The 14,253-nt window shown below is 73.8% G+C and carries 9 protein-coding genes and 3 tRNA genes; 7 read left to right on the forward strand and 5 right to left on the reverse strand.

The window, feature by feature from the left end:
* Positions 1-97: 97 nt before the first annotated feature.
* Positions 98-4,528, reverse strand: coding sequence for a PAS domain-containing protein (locus ACFW5B_RS25930; RefSeq protein ID WP_386444152.1), 4,431 nt, complete (start codon positions 4,526-4,528; stop codon positions 98-100).
* A gap of 193 nt (positions 4,529-4,721) precedes the next feature.
* Entirely contained in the window at positions 4,722-5,555 is an 834-nt protein-coding gene (locus ACFW5B_RS25935) for an SSI family serine proteinase inhibitor (protein WP_386444155.1), read from the reverse strand.
* Between the two features lie 241 nt (positions 5,556-5,796).
* Here ACFW5B_RS25935 and ACFW5B_RS25940 point away from each other — a divergent pair.
* Positions 5,797-5,887 (forward strand) — tRNA-Ser (locus ACFW5B_RS25940).
* A gap of 546 nt (positions 5,888-6,433) precedes the next feature.
* A tRNA-Arg gene (locus ACFW5B_RS25945) sits at positions 6,434-6,506 on the forward strand.
* 272 nt (positions 6,507-6,778) lie between these two features.
* On the opposite strand, the gene ACFW5B_RS25950 is transcribed toward ACFW5B_RS25945, so the two are convergent.
* Both ACFW5B_RS25950 and ACFW5B_RS25955 read right to left on the reverse strand, forming a co-directional pair.
* Complete coding sequence (locus ACFW5B_RS25950) at positions 6,779-7,372, reverse strand: NAD(P)H-dependent oxidoreductase (RefSeq protein ID WP_386444158.1); 594 nt, start codon at positions 7,370-7,372, stop codon at positions 6,779-6,781.
* Between the two features lie 286 nt (positions 7,373-7,658).
* The gene (locus ACFW5B_RS25955) at positions 7,659-8,585 is read right to left on the reverse strand and encodes a 4-hydroxy-tetrahydrodipicolinate synthase family protein (RefSeq protein WP_386444161.1); all 927 of its coding nucleotides are present in this window, start codon (positions 8,583-8,585) and stop codon (positions 7,659-7,661) included.
* A gap of 71 nt (positions 8,586-8,656) precedes the next feature.
* Between ACFW5B_RS25955 and ACFW5B_RS25960 the strand changes: the two genes are divergently transcribed.
* From ACFW5B_RS25960 to ACFW5B_RS25975, 4 genes are all read left to right on the forward strand, one after another.
* Positions 8,657-9,670: a LysR substrate-binding domain-containing protein gene (locus ACFW5B_RS25960; RefSeq protein WP_386444164.1), complete on the forward strand. Its 1,014-nt coding sequence runs from the start codon at positions 8,657-8,659 to the stop codon at positions 9,668-9,670.
* Between the two features lie 40 nt (positions 9,671-9,710).
* Positions 9,711-10,112: a hypothetical protein gene (locus ACFW5B_RS25965; RefSeq protein WP_386444167.1), complete on the forward strand. Its 402-nt coding sequence runs from the start codon at positions 9,711-9,713 to the stop codon at positions 10,110-10,112.
* 2 nt (positions 10,113-10,114) lie between these two features.
* Positions 10,115-11,773, forward strand: a complete 1,659-nt coding sequence (locus ACFW5B_RS25970) for a caspase family protein (RefSeq protein ID WP_386444170.1) — start codon at positions 10,115-10,117, stop codon at positions 11,771-11,773.
* A gap of 143 nt (positions 11,774-11,916) precedes the next feature.
* Positions 11,917-11,990: transfer RNA gene (locus ACFW5B_RS25975), tRNA-Met, on the forward strand.
* 89 nt (positions 11,991-12,079) lie between these two features.
* On the opposite strand, the gene ACFW5B_RS25980 is transcribed toward ACFW5B_RS25975, so the two are convergent.
* Positions 12,080-12,880 carry an NAD(P)H-dependent oxidoreductase gene (locus ACFW5B_RS25980; protein ID WP_386444173.1) on the reverse strand — a complete coding sequence of 267 codons (801 nt, stop codon included), beginning with the start codon at positions 12,878-12,880 and terminating at the stop codon, positions 12,080-12,082.
* A gap of 72 nt (positions 12,881-12,952) precedes the next feature.
* Here ACFW5B_RS25980 and ACFW5B_RS25985 point away from each other — a divergent pair, with 72 nt between their 5' ends.
* On the forward strand, positions 12,953-14,080 hold the full coding sequence (locus ACFW5B_RS25985) for a GlxA family transcriptional regulator (protein ID WP_386444176.1): 1,128 nt from the start codon (positions 12,953-12,955) through the stop codon (positions 14,078-14,080).
* Positions 14,081-14,253: the final 173 nt, after the last annotated feature.

The raw sequence follows: 14,253 nt of genomic DNA on the forward strand, positions 1-14,253 counted from the left end.
GGGGTTGGTTTTTCGGGTGGGGGGGTTGTTGTCGGGGTGGGGGGGGGGGGGGGCGTCCGGGGGGGGGGCCCGGCCGGCCGCCGGCCCCCACCGCAGGTCAGTTGGTGCCGATCTTGGCGAGCAGGTCGACGATCCGGGCCTGTACCTCGGCGCTGGTGGAGCGCTCCGCCAGGAAGAGCACCGTCTCGCCGGCCGCCAGCCGGGGCAGCTGCGCCGGGTCCATGTCGGCGGAGGTGTAGATGACCAGCGGGGTGTGGTCGAGCAGCCCGTTGGCGCGCAGCCAGTCGATGATGCCGGCCCGGCGGCGCCGCACCTGCATCAGGTCCATCACGACCAGATTCGGCCGCATCTGCGTGGCGAGAGTGACCGCGTCGGCGTCCGCGGCGGCTCGTCCGACCTGCATCCCGCGCCGCTCCAGCGACATGGTCAGGGCGCCCGCGATGTCGTCGTTCTGCTCGATCAGCAGCACCCGCGGCGGGTGCTGCTCGCTGTCCCGGGGCGCCAGCGCCTTGAGCAGTACGGCCGGGTCGGCCCCGTATGCGGCCTCCCGGGTGGCCTGCCCCAGACCGGCCGTCACCAGCACCGGGACCTCGGCCGCGCCCGCGGCCTGACGCAGCGACTGGAGCGCGGTACGGGTGATCGGCCCGGTCAGCGGGTCGACGAAGAGCGCCGCCGGGTACGCGGCGATCTGGGCGTCCACCTCCTCACGGGAGTTGACGATCACCGGGCGGTAGCCACGGTCGCTCAGCGCCTGCTGGGTGGCGACGTCCGGCGCCGGCCAGACCAGCAGCCGGCGCGGATTGTCCAGCGGCTCCGGCGGCAACTCGTCGTCCATCGGCATCGGCTGACGGTCCATCACCTCTATGGCGCCGTTCGGGCCGTCCAGCGGCTCGGGGCCCTCGCTGCCCTCGTCGGGCGCGGAGATCGCAAAGGCCCGGCCCTCACCGGCATCCATCAGATGCGGCTGTGGCTGCGGCTGCGGTTGTGACTGGGACGGCTGCTGCTGCGGCCCGCCGGCCTGCGGCGGCGCCCCGGCCGGCCCGTCGGCCGTCGTACGCCGGTCCTCCTGCGGGGGCGCGGCGAGCTTACGGCGACGGCCCGAACCGGCGGAGGTGCCGCCGGGAGGGGTGCTGCCGGGCGGCAGCGGCGGACGCTGCTGATCGGCGATCTGCTGGGCGAACGGCACCCCCTGCCCGAGCGTCCGCACACTGAACGCCCGCCCCTGGGAGTGCCCCGCGGCATACCCGTCGTCCTCGGCGGCCGGCGGCAACGGCTGCCGGTGCGCCGCGGCGGACGGGCCCGCGGCCTCTTCGGCGGGGCTGGGACGGCCGCGCCGACGGCCGGTGGGCGCCGGGGGGTTCTGCGGGTTCTGGGGGGGCTGGGAGTCCTGAGGCGCGGTGGGGGCGGGGGGCTGCTGGGGTGCGTCGGGCGTCTGGGGCGTGCCCGCCTCCGGCGCGGGGGCGATCCCGGGCGCCGTGCCGCCGGTCGTGCCGCCGGCGTCGGCCGCCTCGGTGGGCTGCGCCACCAGCCCCTCCGGACCCGCGACAAAGGTGCCGGACGACTCGGCGTCGGCCATCGCGGCCGCCGCGCGCTCCTCGGCCGCGGCCCGTCTGGCCCGCCGTCTGCCGCTCGGCTCGCCGTCCCAACCCTCTTGCGACGCACCGGAGTTGGCGGCCGCTTCGAGCTGGTGGCCGGGCTGGGTGCCGGGCGTTGAGGCGTCCGGGCCGACGGGCATCGACGCGTTCTGTCCGCCGGGCATGGAGGCGTCCGGGCCGACGGGCATCGACGCGTTCTGACCGCCGGGCATGGAGGCGTCCGGCCCACCGGCCATCGCGGCCTCCGGACCACCGGCCACCGGCCTGCGCGCCCGGCGACGGCCCGTACCGCCGCCCTCCTGCGTCCCCGCGCCCGTCCCCGGGCCCGGCGCCGGAGCGGCCTGCCCCGGCCGCGGACCGGCCGACTGCGCGGGCACCTGGCCCTCGGCGGGTGCGGGCAGCGCCGGAACCGACGGCTCCGGGGCCCGGTCCGCCGCGGCGGGCGGCAGCGCGAAGGCGGTACGGCCGGCCGGCTGCTGCGGCCCGGAGGCCGCCGCCCGCTCGCCCGCCGCGGTCCGCTCCGGTGCCTCGGCCAGCGCCCGGCGCGCCCGCCGGCCGCCACCCGGCTGGACGGGGCCGAGCCCCTGCGGACCCGGCGCCGGAGCGGCCTGCCCCGGAACGTGCGGACGGCCCGGTGCCGGAGTCTGCTCCGGCGCCGGGCTCTGGCCTGGAATCTGCGGGTTCGGCGGCACGGGCGCCGGACCGTTGGGCGGTGTCGCGGGCCCCTGCGGACCGGCCGCCGGTCCGCGGCCCGGCGGCCCCGCCGCGGTGTTCTGCTGCTGTGCGGGAGCCCCGCCCGGCCCGGCGGGAAGCGCGGGCAGTCCGCCGCCCTCCGTCGCACCCTGCCGGGCCCGGCGCCGTCCCGTAGGAGGCACCGCCTCGGCGCCCGCCATACCGGGCGGCAGCCCCCGGCCGTCCGTGGCCGGACCGCCCTGCGTCGCGCCACCTTGCGGTGCGGGCGCCCCCGGGCCGCCGTCCACCACTCCCGGGGCCGCCGCACCCTGCGTACCGTCGCCACCGGCGCCGTGCGGCACACCGGCCCCTCCGGTACCGCCCGGAAGCGCGATCGGCTCCGCACCCGCGGGCCGACCCCGCCGACGCCCGGTCGGCTGCGCCCCGCCGGCCTGTTCCGGCACCGCCGCGCCGGCCCCGGCACCGCCGCCCCCGAGCGGTTCACCGGAGCCGCCGGTCCCGCCCGGACCGCCGTCACCGCCGGAGGGGCCCTCGCCGCCTTCGTGTCCCTCGTCGTCCGGCCCCTGGCCGCCGCTGCCCGGGGCCGCCGCGTCGCCCTGCGTGCCGCGCGCCCGCGCCGCCGGCATCGGCATCACGGTCGTCTCGTTGCCGGTCGGCCCGTCCGCCGCCCCCGACGTGGCGCCGTCCGACGTCGCACCGTCCGGAGGCGTGCCGTCCGCGGCCATCGGCAGCTCCAGCACATACGCGCTGCCGCCCGCACCGGGCCCGCCGCCGGGCGCCCCCGGCACCTCGTGCGTCTGCATCAGCCCGCCGTGCCGCCGCACGATGCCGCGGACGATCGGCTCGTGCACCGGGTCGCCGCCCCCGAACGGGCCGCGCACCTCGATCCGTACGGCGTCCCCGCGCTGGGCCGCCGCCACCACGATCGTCGAATCACCGGGGACCGCCCCGGCACGCCCGCCCGCCGCGGCCTCACCGGCCGGCATCCGGCCCGTCGAGTCCACCCCGGCGACATCCGCGATCAGATGCGACAGCGCCTGCGCGATCCGCTCCGCGTCGACCGTCGCCTCTATCGGCGGCGCATGCACCGCGAACTGCGCCCGGCCCGGCCCGATCAGCTCGATCGCGCCCTCCACACCGGCCGCGACCACACCGTCCAGCGAAACCTTCGTGCGGTTCAGCTTCTCCTTGCCGGAGTCCAGCCGCTGATAGCTCAGGACGTTGTCCACCAGCGTCGTCATCCGGGCGTGGCCGGCCGCGAGGTGGTGCAGGATCTGGTTCGCCTCGGGCCAGAGCTGGCCCGCCGGGTCGGAGGCGAGCGTGCCCAGCTCGCCCTTCAGCTCCTCCAGCGGCCCGCGCAGCGCCTGTTCGAGCACCGCCAGCAGCTGGGTGTGCCGGGCCGCCAGCGCGTCGAAGGGCCGGCGGTCGGTGAAGGTCATCACCGCGCCGACGAGCTGATCGCCGTCCCGCACCGGCGCCGTCGTCAGATCGACGGACACCGAGCGCCCGTCCTTCGCCCACAGCGCCTGCCCGCGAACCCGGTGCTTGCGTCCCGACTTGAGCGTGTCGGCCAGCGGGGTGTCCTCCCACGGCAGCGCCGAGCCGTCCGCCCGCGAGTGGTGGATCAGCGGATGCAGCTCCTTGCCGCCCAGCTCGCTGGCCCGGTAGCCGAGGATCTGCGCCGCGGACGGATTGACGAGCACGACCTTGCCGTCGGCATCGACCCCGACCACACCCTCGGCCGCGGCCCGAAGGATCATCTCGGTCTGCCGCTGCTGACGGGCCAGCTCGGTCTCGGTGTCCAGCGTCCCGGTCAGATCCCGCACGACGAGCATCAGCAGCTCATTGCCCGTATAGCCATTGCGGTGATCGGCGTACGCGGCCTCGAAGGCCGACTCGTACGGGGTCCGCCCGTCCTCCAGATTGGCGCTGGTCACCTCGACCAGCAGCTCCGTCCCGTCCGTCCGCCGCGCGACCATCCGCGTCGGCTTCGTCCGGGTACGTTCCTCCTCCTCGTCCCGGCGCCGCATGGACCCCGGGATGCGCTTGGAGTCGAAGGACGGCAGCAGATCGAGCAGCCCGCGCCCCACCAGGGCCGTGCCCGGCGCCTCGAAGGTCTCCAGCGCGATGGTGTTGGCGTTGACGACGGTGCCGTTGCAGTTGACGAGCAACAGCGCGTCGGGGAGGGCGTCGAGTATGGCTGCGAGGCGAGCAGCGCCTCGGGATGGCCTGCTGCTCACGACGACGCTTCCTCCCTGTTACCGCACCTTGCCGGTCCACCGTGGCGGACCACTGGGAGGGAGTCTACGGGCACTTGCCGGGGTCGCGGAGGCGGATGACGAGGAGGTAATGCCACGGCCGTGTGCGACTCGCCGCACGCCCGACATCTGCCCCATCGTCCTGACCTGGCGCGCTACTACGGCACGAACCGGGTCATGAACCGGTCGACGGGAGCAGGGGTTCGAAGCTGTGCCAGCGGCTGATCTCACACCCATTGGTGCGCCGGAAATCCGCGTTGACGGGACGTCCCGCCCAGGTCCCGGTGATATGCGCGGTGGCCGGCCCGCCGTAAATCATCGTGCAGTTCGCCCCCTGCGGCACCGGAGCGAACGGGTCCCGTCCCCACCGCGTCATCCCGTCCAGCTTCTCGCAGGCCTTCCTGGCATGCGGATGGTTGCCCCGCGCCGGGTGGCAGTACAGCTCAAAGGTCCCGTCCCGCCCCGCCGAACCGGTACCGCGCACGGTAACGGTGAGGTGATCGACGACGCCGGGATACGGGACGCCGACGCCCCCGGCATCCGCGGGGCGGCGCCCGGCGGGGTCGAGCAGCGGGCTGCCCGGGGTGGGTCCGGCGGGTACGAGGAGAGGGTTGTCCAGGGTGCGGCCGGCGGACGGGCCGACCTGGCCGGGCCGGGCGGCTGAGGCGTGACCAGGCCTGGCGCCTGCGGCGTGGTGGCGGGCCGCTCCGGACCGGCCGTCCGGGAGGGGCTGGGCGTCCGCGCGGGGCTGGGCGTCCGGGGTGTGGTGGCCGGCGCCGATGACGCCGTCCCCGGACCGGACGTGCGGCAGCGGGATCGGGGCGGCCGACACGACGGGCGCCGCCAGGACCAGCACCGCGGCGGCCGAGGCGACGGACACGGCGGCGGAACCGGCAGCGGCGGCGGAGAGACGGGGCACGCCCGCGGTGGCGGTGGAGAGACGGGCCACCGCAGTGGCGGCGGCGGTGGCGGCCGCGGTGAAGAGGGACGACGTCCGGCGGTACGGCATCACAGGCTCCAGAGGCGAGTGCGGGGCGGTACGCGGTACGTACACGCCGGGGGCGCACGACAACGCAATGCCGTCGCGGCCCCGACACCTCTAACGCGCCTCCGCCCCCGACGTTGCGCTGCAAAAACGTCTTTGCCGGGTGGCCCACGCGCCTAGTACCGTAGGGGGCGATTGGTGACAGCCCTTGGAGCTGTGCCATTATCTGGACACGCCACAGCGTGCATGCGCGCGTGGGGTGTGTGGAGGCGTCGCCTAGTCCGGTCTATGGCGCCGCACTGCTAATGCGGTTTGGGGCTTACCCCCCATCGAGGGTTCAAATCCCTCCGCCTCCGCTCCTCTTGATTCAGGCCCGGTCCTCCCAGACCGGGCCTGAACGCTTTCCGGGACCTTTCGCCCCTCGTCGGCCCCTTTCCCCTCTCCGGCGCCCAGCCACCCCGACCCGGCTCGGCCTTCCGGCCCGCGCTCACCCCTCGGATGGACGGCGCCCTTGTGGCGGTCCGGGCGAGCCCCGGACGACCTGGAGCCCCGGTCCCCCACCCCACAGATCCAAAAGTGGCCCCCGTCACATCACCCGCCGAACTCAACACCCGGCACCGATGACGACACCCACCCCACGAAATCCCGCGAGCCCGTCGCCGCCGCTCACTCACCCGCCACGAAGGCCGGTCTCCCGTCCCCCGCCGAAGAGCACTGCATCCGCCCGAACTTCGACCGAACCATCAAGTGCTCCCCGTGGCCCCGGTAGCCCCTCATCCCCCATCGAAACGGCGTTTCCGCAGGTCAGGGCCCTTAAGGACAATGGATTTCGCCTCACGCCGCAGGTCATGTAATGTTGTTCCCGCAACGCCGACCGGCAAGAAAAACCGCCGGAAAGCCAAGCGCTCGTAGCTTAACGGATAGAGCATCTGACTACGGATCAGAAGGTTGCAGGTTCGAATCCTGCCGAGCGCACAGCAGGTCAAAGCCCCCGCCGGGTAATCCGGACGGGGGCTTTGTCGTGCCGGACGACAGTGAAATGGAGCAACCGGGTCAGCCGGTGCCGCCCATTGCCGCGGAGAGCTTGTCCAAGGCCGGGCGCACCTCGCCCTCGCTCGCCTCGGCGTGGAACTCCATCGTTGTCGCGATCTGTGAGTGGCGCAGGATGCGCTGAGCCGCCTTGGGGTGGAGGCCGAGGGCGACCAGGAGCGAGCTGCAGGTGTGCCTGCCCGCACTGCACGGCGGTGTCAGACCATCAGCGCGGCGGCTTGCTGACGTGCCTGGCGCAGCCAGGATGCGCGCAATTCGTCGGCGGAGTCGGTGACCGTACGGAAGACGATTCGGCGGACGTCGGCGACACCTACGTACGGCAGGACGCATGCCGCCCAGATCTTTTGCAACGGGTCGCCGAACTCGCTCTCTTCGCGGTCGGCAGGGGTGTCGGAGGTGTTCAGAACGAGCGCCCGGCCGGCCTTCAGCAGCCCTGCGGGCTCCCCGTCCGCGGTGCCCAGCTTGTACGCGACACCGGGCGCGAGCACACGCTGCACCCAGCCCGTGAGGACGGCGGGCGGCATGCCCCACCAGTTCGGATGGATCAGCACCATGGCATCAAGGGTTGCCACCTCCGACCGGTGCAGCTCCACCTGCATGTCACGGGCGGGAGTGGCCGACTGGACCGTCTCCGTCTCGCCGGCGGTCAGCGCCGGGGCGAATCCCTCGGCGTAGAGGTCGTGCGTGAGTACCTGACACCCCTGGTCGCGCAGTTCTTCCACGACCGCGGTGAACAGCGCGTGGTTGAAGCTGCCCGGACACGGGTGTGCGAGGTAGACCCCGATGCGCATGGTGCCTCCTTGATCGATGGCTGGTCCTCCCCGACTATGCCCTGCTCGGTACTGCAGTTGCTCCGTGAGTGACCAGGTGGCCCGGGGCCGGCGCACTCCTCCTCCGTGGCTGACTTGGCAACGCAAGTGCTTCCCGTGGCCTCCGCTCTTGCGGGAGTTGCGCTGACCCTCGCGGGCAACATATGCGCAGCGTCGTCGGCCTGGTCAAGTCGCTGGGGGCAAGTCGCGCCGAGTAGCCGCCTCCATCGGAGTCCGCCGGATTCTCCCGGGGCCCCGCATACCCGTTTCACGCTGCGGCTTCCTGGCGGGCTTCGTGGGTCCGGGCGGTGGCCAGGGCCGCCGCCCGCCGCACCGAATCGGCGGAGGCGGCCAGCAGCGGTAGCCGGACGGCCGGGCTGGGGATGCGGCCCTGGGCGTGGAGTACGGCCTTGATCACGGTGGGGTTCGGTTCGGCGAAGAGGGCGGCGGAGAGGCGGGCCAGCCCGGCTCCGAGTCTGCGGGCCGGGCCGGCTTCGTCGTGCTGCCAGAGGGAGATCAGCTCGGCGTAGTCGGCGGTGCGGACGTTGGCCGATGCCAGGATGCCGCCGTGGGCGCCCGCTGCGAGCAGGGGGGAGATGACGGCGTCGTCGCCGCCGAGCACCGCGAAGCCCGGCCTCGGTGAGCCGAGCAGTTCCATTGCGGCTGCGTCGATCGCGCCGGTCGCGTACTTGACCCCGATGATCTCCGGCAGGTGCCCGAGGGCGTCCAGCGTGCTGGTGCTGAGGGTCTGGCCGGTGCGGTACGGGATGTCGTAGACGACCAGTGGCAGGCCGCCGTGCTCGGCGAGTGCCGTGAAGTGCGCCAGTGTCCCCGCCTCACCGGGCCGGGTGTAGGGCGGCGCGGGGACCAGCGCCGCGGTGACGTCACCGGCTTGTGCGAGCTCCCGCAGCGAGGTGATGGCGGCGGCGGTGTCGTTGGTGCCGACGCCGACGATCAGTGGCGCTCCGTGTGCCCGGCAGGCGGCCGCGCAGATGCGGACCACGGCCCGCTTCTCCTCGGCGGTCAGCACGGCCGCCTCCGCGGTGGTGCCGAGGGCGACGAGTCCGCGAGCGCCGCCGGCCGACAGCGCCTCGTCGGCGAGGTGGGCGAGGGCGTCCGGGGCGAGGCGCAGGTCGTCGGTGAACGGGGTCACCAAGGGGACGAACAGGCCGGTGAGGATCGCATCGGGCTTCATGCTCCCAGCCTGACCCACACGGACCCAGTAGATCCATTTCGCATTCCTACGCTGATACGTAAGCTCACCTTATGCTCGATGTCCGACGTCTCCACCTGCTGCGCGAACTGGACCGGCGCGGCACCATCGCGGCCGTGGCCGAGGCGCTGACCTTCACCGCCTCGGCCGTCTCCCAGCAGCTGGGCGTGCTGGAGCGCGAGGCGGGGGTGCCCCTGCTGGAACGCAGCGGCCGACGGGTGGTGCTCACGCCCGCGGGCCGCACGCTGGTCACCCACGCCGACGCCGTCCTCGAACGCCTCGAACTGGCGGTCTCGGAGCTGGCCGGGGCGCGCGAGGGCATCGGGGGGCCGCTGCGGATCGGGACGTTCCCCTCCGGCGGCCCCGCGATCGTGCCCGCCACGCTGGCCGAGCTGGCCCGGCGGCATCCCGCGCTGGAGCCGATGGTGCAGGAGATCGACTCGGCGCGGGTCTCCGACGGCCTGCGCGCCGGCGAACTCGATGTGGCCCTCGTGCACGACTACGACTTCGTGCCCGCGTCACCGGACACCACGGTCGACCAGGTGCCCCTGCTGGACGAGCCGGTGTACCTGGCCACGGGCGGCGCCGGGGACAGCGCTCCCGCCACCGGTTCTGCCACCGGTCCCGCCGCCCGCGGTGACTCGCTGGCGGAGCTGCTCGGACCGTGGGCCACATCCCCGTGGATCACCGCCCGGGACGGCACGACCGGTCATGCGATGGCCGTCCGCGCCTGTCAGGCGGCCGGTTTCCAGCCGCGCATCCGCCATCGGGTCAACGACTTCCGTACGGTCCTGGCGCTGGCCGCCATCGGCCAAGGTGCCGGATTCGTACCGGAGATGGCCACCGTGCAGGCTCCTGAGGGCGTGGTCCTGACGCGGCTGCCCCTCTTCCGCCGCTCGAAGGTCGCCTTCCGTACGGGCGGCGGCACGCATCCGGCGATCGCCGCGTTCGTGGCGGCGGCGCGAACGGCGGTGGGTACTGGCGGTGCCGGCCAGGGCGAGTCCCACGGGGCGTTGCTCGGCCGGCCTCGGGAAAACCCCGTGGGGCGTGGTGGGCCGCTTCTATGATGTCGGCCGGGAGCGGCGGTGACGGAAGGGGCCGGGACGGGTGGAGGTCAGGCTGTCGTTCGGGGACGGTGCGGCGGATGCCGAGGGGGACGGGGGCGCCGGGGAGGCGGTCTCGCTGTACCGGTGGCTGGCGGCCGAGCCCGAATTGCGTGGGCAGGCGCGGGTGTCCCTGGAGGCGGAGCGGCCGGAGGCGGGGCACATGGGCGGGGCGCTGGACCTCGTCAACGTCGTACTCAGCAACGGCATCGCGCTGGGCAGTCTGATCACCGCGGTGGCCACCTGGCGGGGTTCGCGGCCGCGGCCGCCGCAGATCCGGCTGGAGCGGGACGGTGTGGTGGTGACCGTTCAGGACGGCTCACCCGAGGCGGTTGAGCGGATTCTGCGGGTCTGGAACGAGGGCGGTGCGCCCGCTCCGGCACCGGCGGACGCAGACAGCGAGTAGCCGTGGCCGTCTTGTCGGACCCGGCCCGTTCGGAGGCCGTATTGGTGGGCATCCATGACTACGCCCACCTGGAGAAACTGCCCGCGGTCGCCCGGAACCTGGAGGGGCTGCGGGACGCGCTGACCGACCCCGCGGTGTGGGGGCTGCCCGACGAGGCGTGCACGGTGCTCTCCCAACCGCTCGGTATCGGCCAGGTGTTGGACACGGTGCGGGAGCGCGCCCGTAAGGCCGAGGACACGCTGCTCATCTACTACGCCGGGCACGGTCTCACCGACCCGCACACCGATGAGCTCTACCTCGCCCTGCCCGACTCGGACCGGGAACGCGAGTACACCTCGCTGCGGTACGAGTGGCTGCGCCGGGCGGTGCTGGATCCGCAGGCCGGTGCGCAGCGGACCGTGGTGATCCTCGACTGCTGTTACAGCGGACGGGCCCTGCTGGGGCGGATGAGTGCCAGTGCGCACATCGCGGACCAGGCCGTGGTCGAGGGGACCTGCCTGCTGACGGCCTCCGCCGAGACCCGGCCCGCGCTGTCGCCGCCCGGGGAGACCTACACGGCGTTCACCGGTGAGCTGATCAGGACGCTGACGGAGGGCATTCCGGACCGGCCCGATCCGCTCGACATGGACACCCTCTACCGGCATCTGCGCGGGCGGCTGGCGAGCCGGTCCCGGCCGGTGCCGCAGCAGCGCAACCGGAATACGGGTGGCCGGATCGCGATCGCCCGCAACCGCGCCGTATCGGACGGGACCGCGCCGCGCTCCGAGCCCGACCCCGAACGTCTCGCCTCCCGGCAGAGCGAGGCCGAGCAGCGGCTGGCCGAAATGGAGCGGCGCGCCGAGCAGTTGCGCCTGGAGACCGAGGCGCTGCGGCAGGAGGCGGAGCGCCGCGCGCTGGAGACGGTGGAGACCGCGCAGCGGCTGGCGAACGCCCTGGCCGCCGCCCCTGACCGGAATGTCCAGCCGTTCTGGTTCGCCGTGCCCGTAACCCGGCCGCTCATGGGACAGGACGGCTCCCTGGAGCCGGCGGGGGAATTGGTGCCCGGGATCTGGTACCTCGCCGTCGAGCAGCGGGGGAAGGCCCTCGTCGTGCAGACCGCGGACGCTTCCCGGGGGCTGCTGCTCGACGCGGACGGAATCGAGCGCGGGTATTACGTGGACGTGGGGGTGGCCCGGAGTCCGGGCTTCGAACCGTTCTGGTTCGCCGTCCCGGTGGCCCGCGAGGTGCAGAGCGAGGACGGCTCCCCGGGCCCGGTGGGGGAAGTGGTGCCGGGCATCTGGCACCTCGCCGTCGGGCAGAGCGACGGGGCCCTCATCGTGCAGACCGAGGACGGCCGCCGGGGACTCCTGCACGACACGGACGGAATCCAGCACGGCGGCAGCGACGTGGCGGAGGCGCACGCCCGGGAGGTCCTGAGCAAGGCCAAACGCCTCGCCGCGGCCGTGGCGGCCGGCCCGGATCCCGGTTTCTCGCCGTTCTGGTTCGCCGTCCCGGTGGCCCGCGAGATCCTGAGCCAGGACGGCTCCCTGGAGCCGCTGGCGGAACTGGCGCCGGGGATCTGGTACCTCGCCGTCGAGCAGCGCGGCACGGCGCTCCTCGCGCAGTGTTCGGACGGCCGGCGGGGGTTGCTGCTGGACACCGAAGGGATTCAGCGGGGGTGAGGGCGTCGGCGGCGTCCGGGGAGGGCGGGGGCGTCCTGGGGCCGGCCGGTGTGGCGTCGGGCGGTGGTTGAGCAGGTGCGGGATGGCGTTCGGGGAAACGATTAGGCATTGGCCGGGGAGTCGCGTAGTGTTCATTTCACCGACGCGGGGTGGAGCAGCTCGGTAGCTCGCTGGGCTCATAACCCAGAGGTCGCAGGTTCAAATCCTGTCCCCGCTACTGATGCCGCAGGCCCGGTGGATTCGCTTCCACCGGGCCTGCGGCTTTTTGTGTGTGCGCGGACCGTTCCTCCGTGGGGTGCGAGCGGCCTATCCCTGTACCGGGGGCGGTGGGGCCGTGTAGTGGACGGCCGGACCCGTGCGGGGCGGGGGCAGGTGGGCCAGGTCGGGGTGGAGGAGGAGTTCGTCGTCGTAGTCGCTGCTGTTCTGGCGGCGGAACGGGAGCGGCTCCGTGGTGGGGAGGGTGCGCAGGCGCTCGCGCAGACGGGTGGCGGCGGTGGCGTACGCGGTGGGGGTGGTGCGGTCCGCGCCGGGGATCAGCAGGGGCGGGACGACGGCGATCCCGGTGTACCAGAGGGTGCCGTGCTGGAGGGGGAAGAGGAGGTCGTTGAGGTCTCCGTTGACGCCGCGCGGGCCGAGGGTGGCGGCGCGGGCACCCGCGGTGGTGATGACCATGGCGCGTTTGCCGGCGAGCTTTCCGTCCCCGTAGCGCTGGGGGCGGCCGGTGGCGGGATCGGTGATGCCGAAGGCGAAGCCCTTGACGAAGACGCGGTCGAACCAGCCCTTGAGGAGGGCCGGCATTCCGTACCACCAGAGGGGGAACTGGACGATCAAGGTGTCGGCCCAGTCGAGCTTCTGCTGTTCGGCGCGGATGTCGGGGGCCAAGTCGCCGCCCGCATAGGCGCGTTCGGAGGCCTCGCCAACCCTGAGGCGGTCGGCCGGGTCGTGGCCGTAGTCGGCGGCGTCGACCACCGGGTTCCACTTCATGGCGTACAGGTCGGAGACGCGGTGTCGGTGTCCCTGGGCGTCGAGCGCGCGGAGGCCCTCGTCCTTGAGGGCGCCGCTCAGGGAGCGCTGGTCGGGGTGGGCGAACAGCCAGAGGACCTTCATGGCCTCCACTCTGCGCGGGGGCGGGGCGGCGGGACGAGTGGCCCGATGGTCATAGTGTGCAAGGATCGGGCCATGGGTGTTGTGGAGAGTGGCGGCGGTAGTGGTGGCACTGGGGACAGCGGGGGCAGGGGTGGGGACGGGCGGGTGCGGGCCGTCCCGGGGAGCGGGCGGCGGCACCGGGTGGCGGTGCTGGTGCGGGACGGGATGCTGCCGATCGAGGTGGGCATCGTGCACCGGATCTTCGGGGAGGCCCGGTCGGCGGCCGGGGAGCCGCTCTACGAGCTGGTGACCTGCGCGCCGGCGCCCGGTGAGGTGCGTACGGACACGGACTTCACGGTGAATGTCGCGCACGGTCCGGAGGCGCTGGCGGCGGCCGACACCGTGGTCGTACCGGCGTCCGGGACGGACTACGGCCGGACGGCGGAGCGGAGCGCCGGGCGGCTGGCTCCGGCGATGGCGGAGGCGCTGGGCCGAATCCGGCCCGGGACCCGGATCGCGTCGATCTGCACCGGGGCGTTCGTGCTGGCCGCGGCCGGGCTGCTGGACGGGCGGCGGGCGACCACGCACTGGCGGTCGGTGGAGGACTTCCGCCAGTTGTTCCCGGCGGTCGAGCTGGACGCGGATGTGCTGTACACGGACGAGGGCGATGTGCTGACGGCGGCCGGGGTCGCCTCCGGGATCGACCTGTGCCTGCACATGGTCCGGTGCGACCACGGGGCGGCGGTGGCCAACGATGTGGCGCGGCGGACGGTCGTGCCGCCACACCGGGAGGGCGGGCAGGCGCAGTACATCCGGCGGCCGATGCCGGAGCCGCAGATCTCGTCCACCGGGGTGGCGCGGGCCTGGGCGCTGGAGCACCTGGACCGGCCGCTGAGCCTGCGGGAGCTGGCGGCGCGGGAGTCGATGAGCGTACGGACCTTCACCCGGCGGTTCCGGGAGGAGGCCGGTGTCTCGCCGCTCCAGTGGCTGACACAGCAACGCATCGAGCGGGCCCGGCAGTTGCTGGAGGAGACGGACCTGACGGTGGACCGGATCGCGGCGGAGGCGGGCTTCGGGACAGCGGCCTCGCTGCGGCAGCATCTGCAGTCGGCGTTGGGGGTGTCCCCGCGGGCGTATCGGAGCACGTTTCGGGGGCCGGGAAGTGGGAGCCGGGATGGGGACGGGAGTGGGGACGGGGGTGGGCGCGGGTTGGTGGCTTGAGGTGGGGGGTGCTTCTTTGCGGGTGGCCGTTGTGGGGCCGGTGTGGGAGGGGTTTGTGGTCCTTCGGGGGCGGTGATCCCGGGGTCCGGTGGCCGGGGCGCTGAGGTGGCGGGGCGTCGGGGGTGGGCGCAGGTTCGGGTGTGGTGCGGGGCGGTGGCGTTGTCAGTGGGTGG

The organism is Streptomyces sp. NPDC058773, from assembly GCF_042746015.1.
Taxonomy (GTDB): Bacteria; Actinomycetota; Actinomycetes; order Streptomycetales; family Streptomycetaceae; genus Streptomyces.

Coding starts and splice junctions, on each gene's coding strand:
- ACFW5B_RS25935 (WP_386444155.1), bottom strand. CDS start 5,555: ATGCCGTACCGCCGGACGTCGTCCCTCTTCACCGCGGCCGCCACCGCC.
- ACFW5B_RS25955 (WP_386444161.1), bottom strand. CDS start 8,585: ATGAAGCCCGATGCGATCCTCACCGGCCTGTTCGTCCCCTTGGTGACC.
- ACFW5B_RS25960 (WP_386444164.1), top strand. CDS start 8,657: ATGCTCGATGTCCGACGTCTCCACCTGCTGCGCGAACTGGACCGGCGC.
- ACFW5B_RS25980 (WP_386444173.1), bottom strand. CDS start 12,880: ATGAAGGTCCTCTGGCTGTTCGCCCACCCCGACCAGCGCTCCCTGAGC.
- ACFW5B_RS25985 (WP_386444176.1), top strand. CDS start 12,953: ATGGGTGTTGTGGAGAGTGGCGGCGGTAGTGGTGGCACTGGGGACAGC.
- ACFW5B_RS25950 (WP_386444158.1), bottom strand. CDS start 7,372: ATGCGCATCGGGGTCTACCTCGCACACCCGTGTCCGGGCAGCTTCAAC.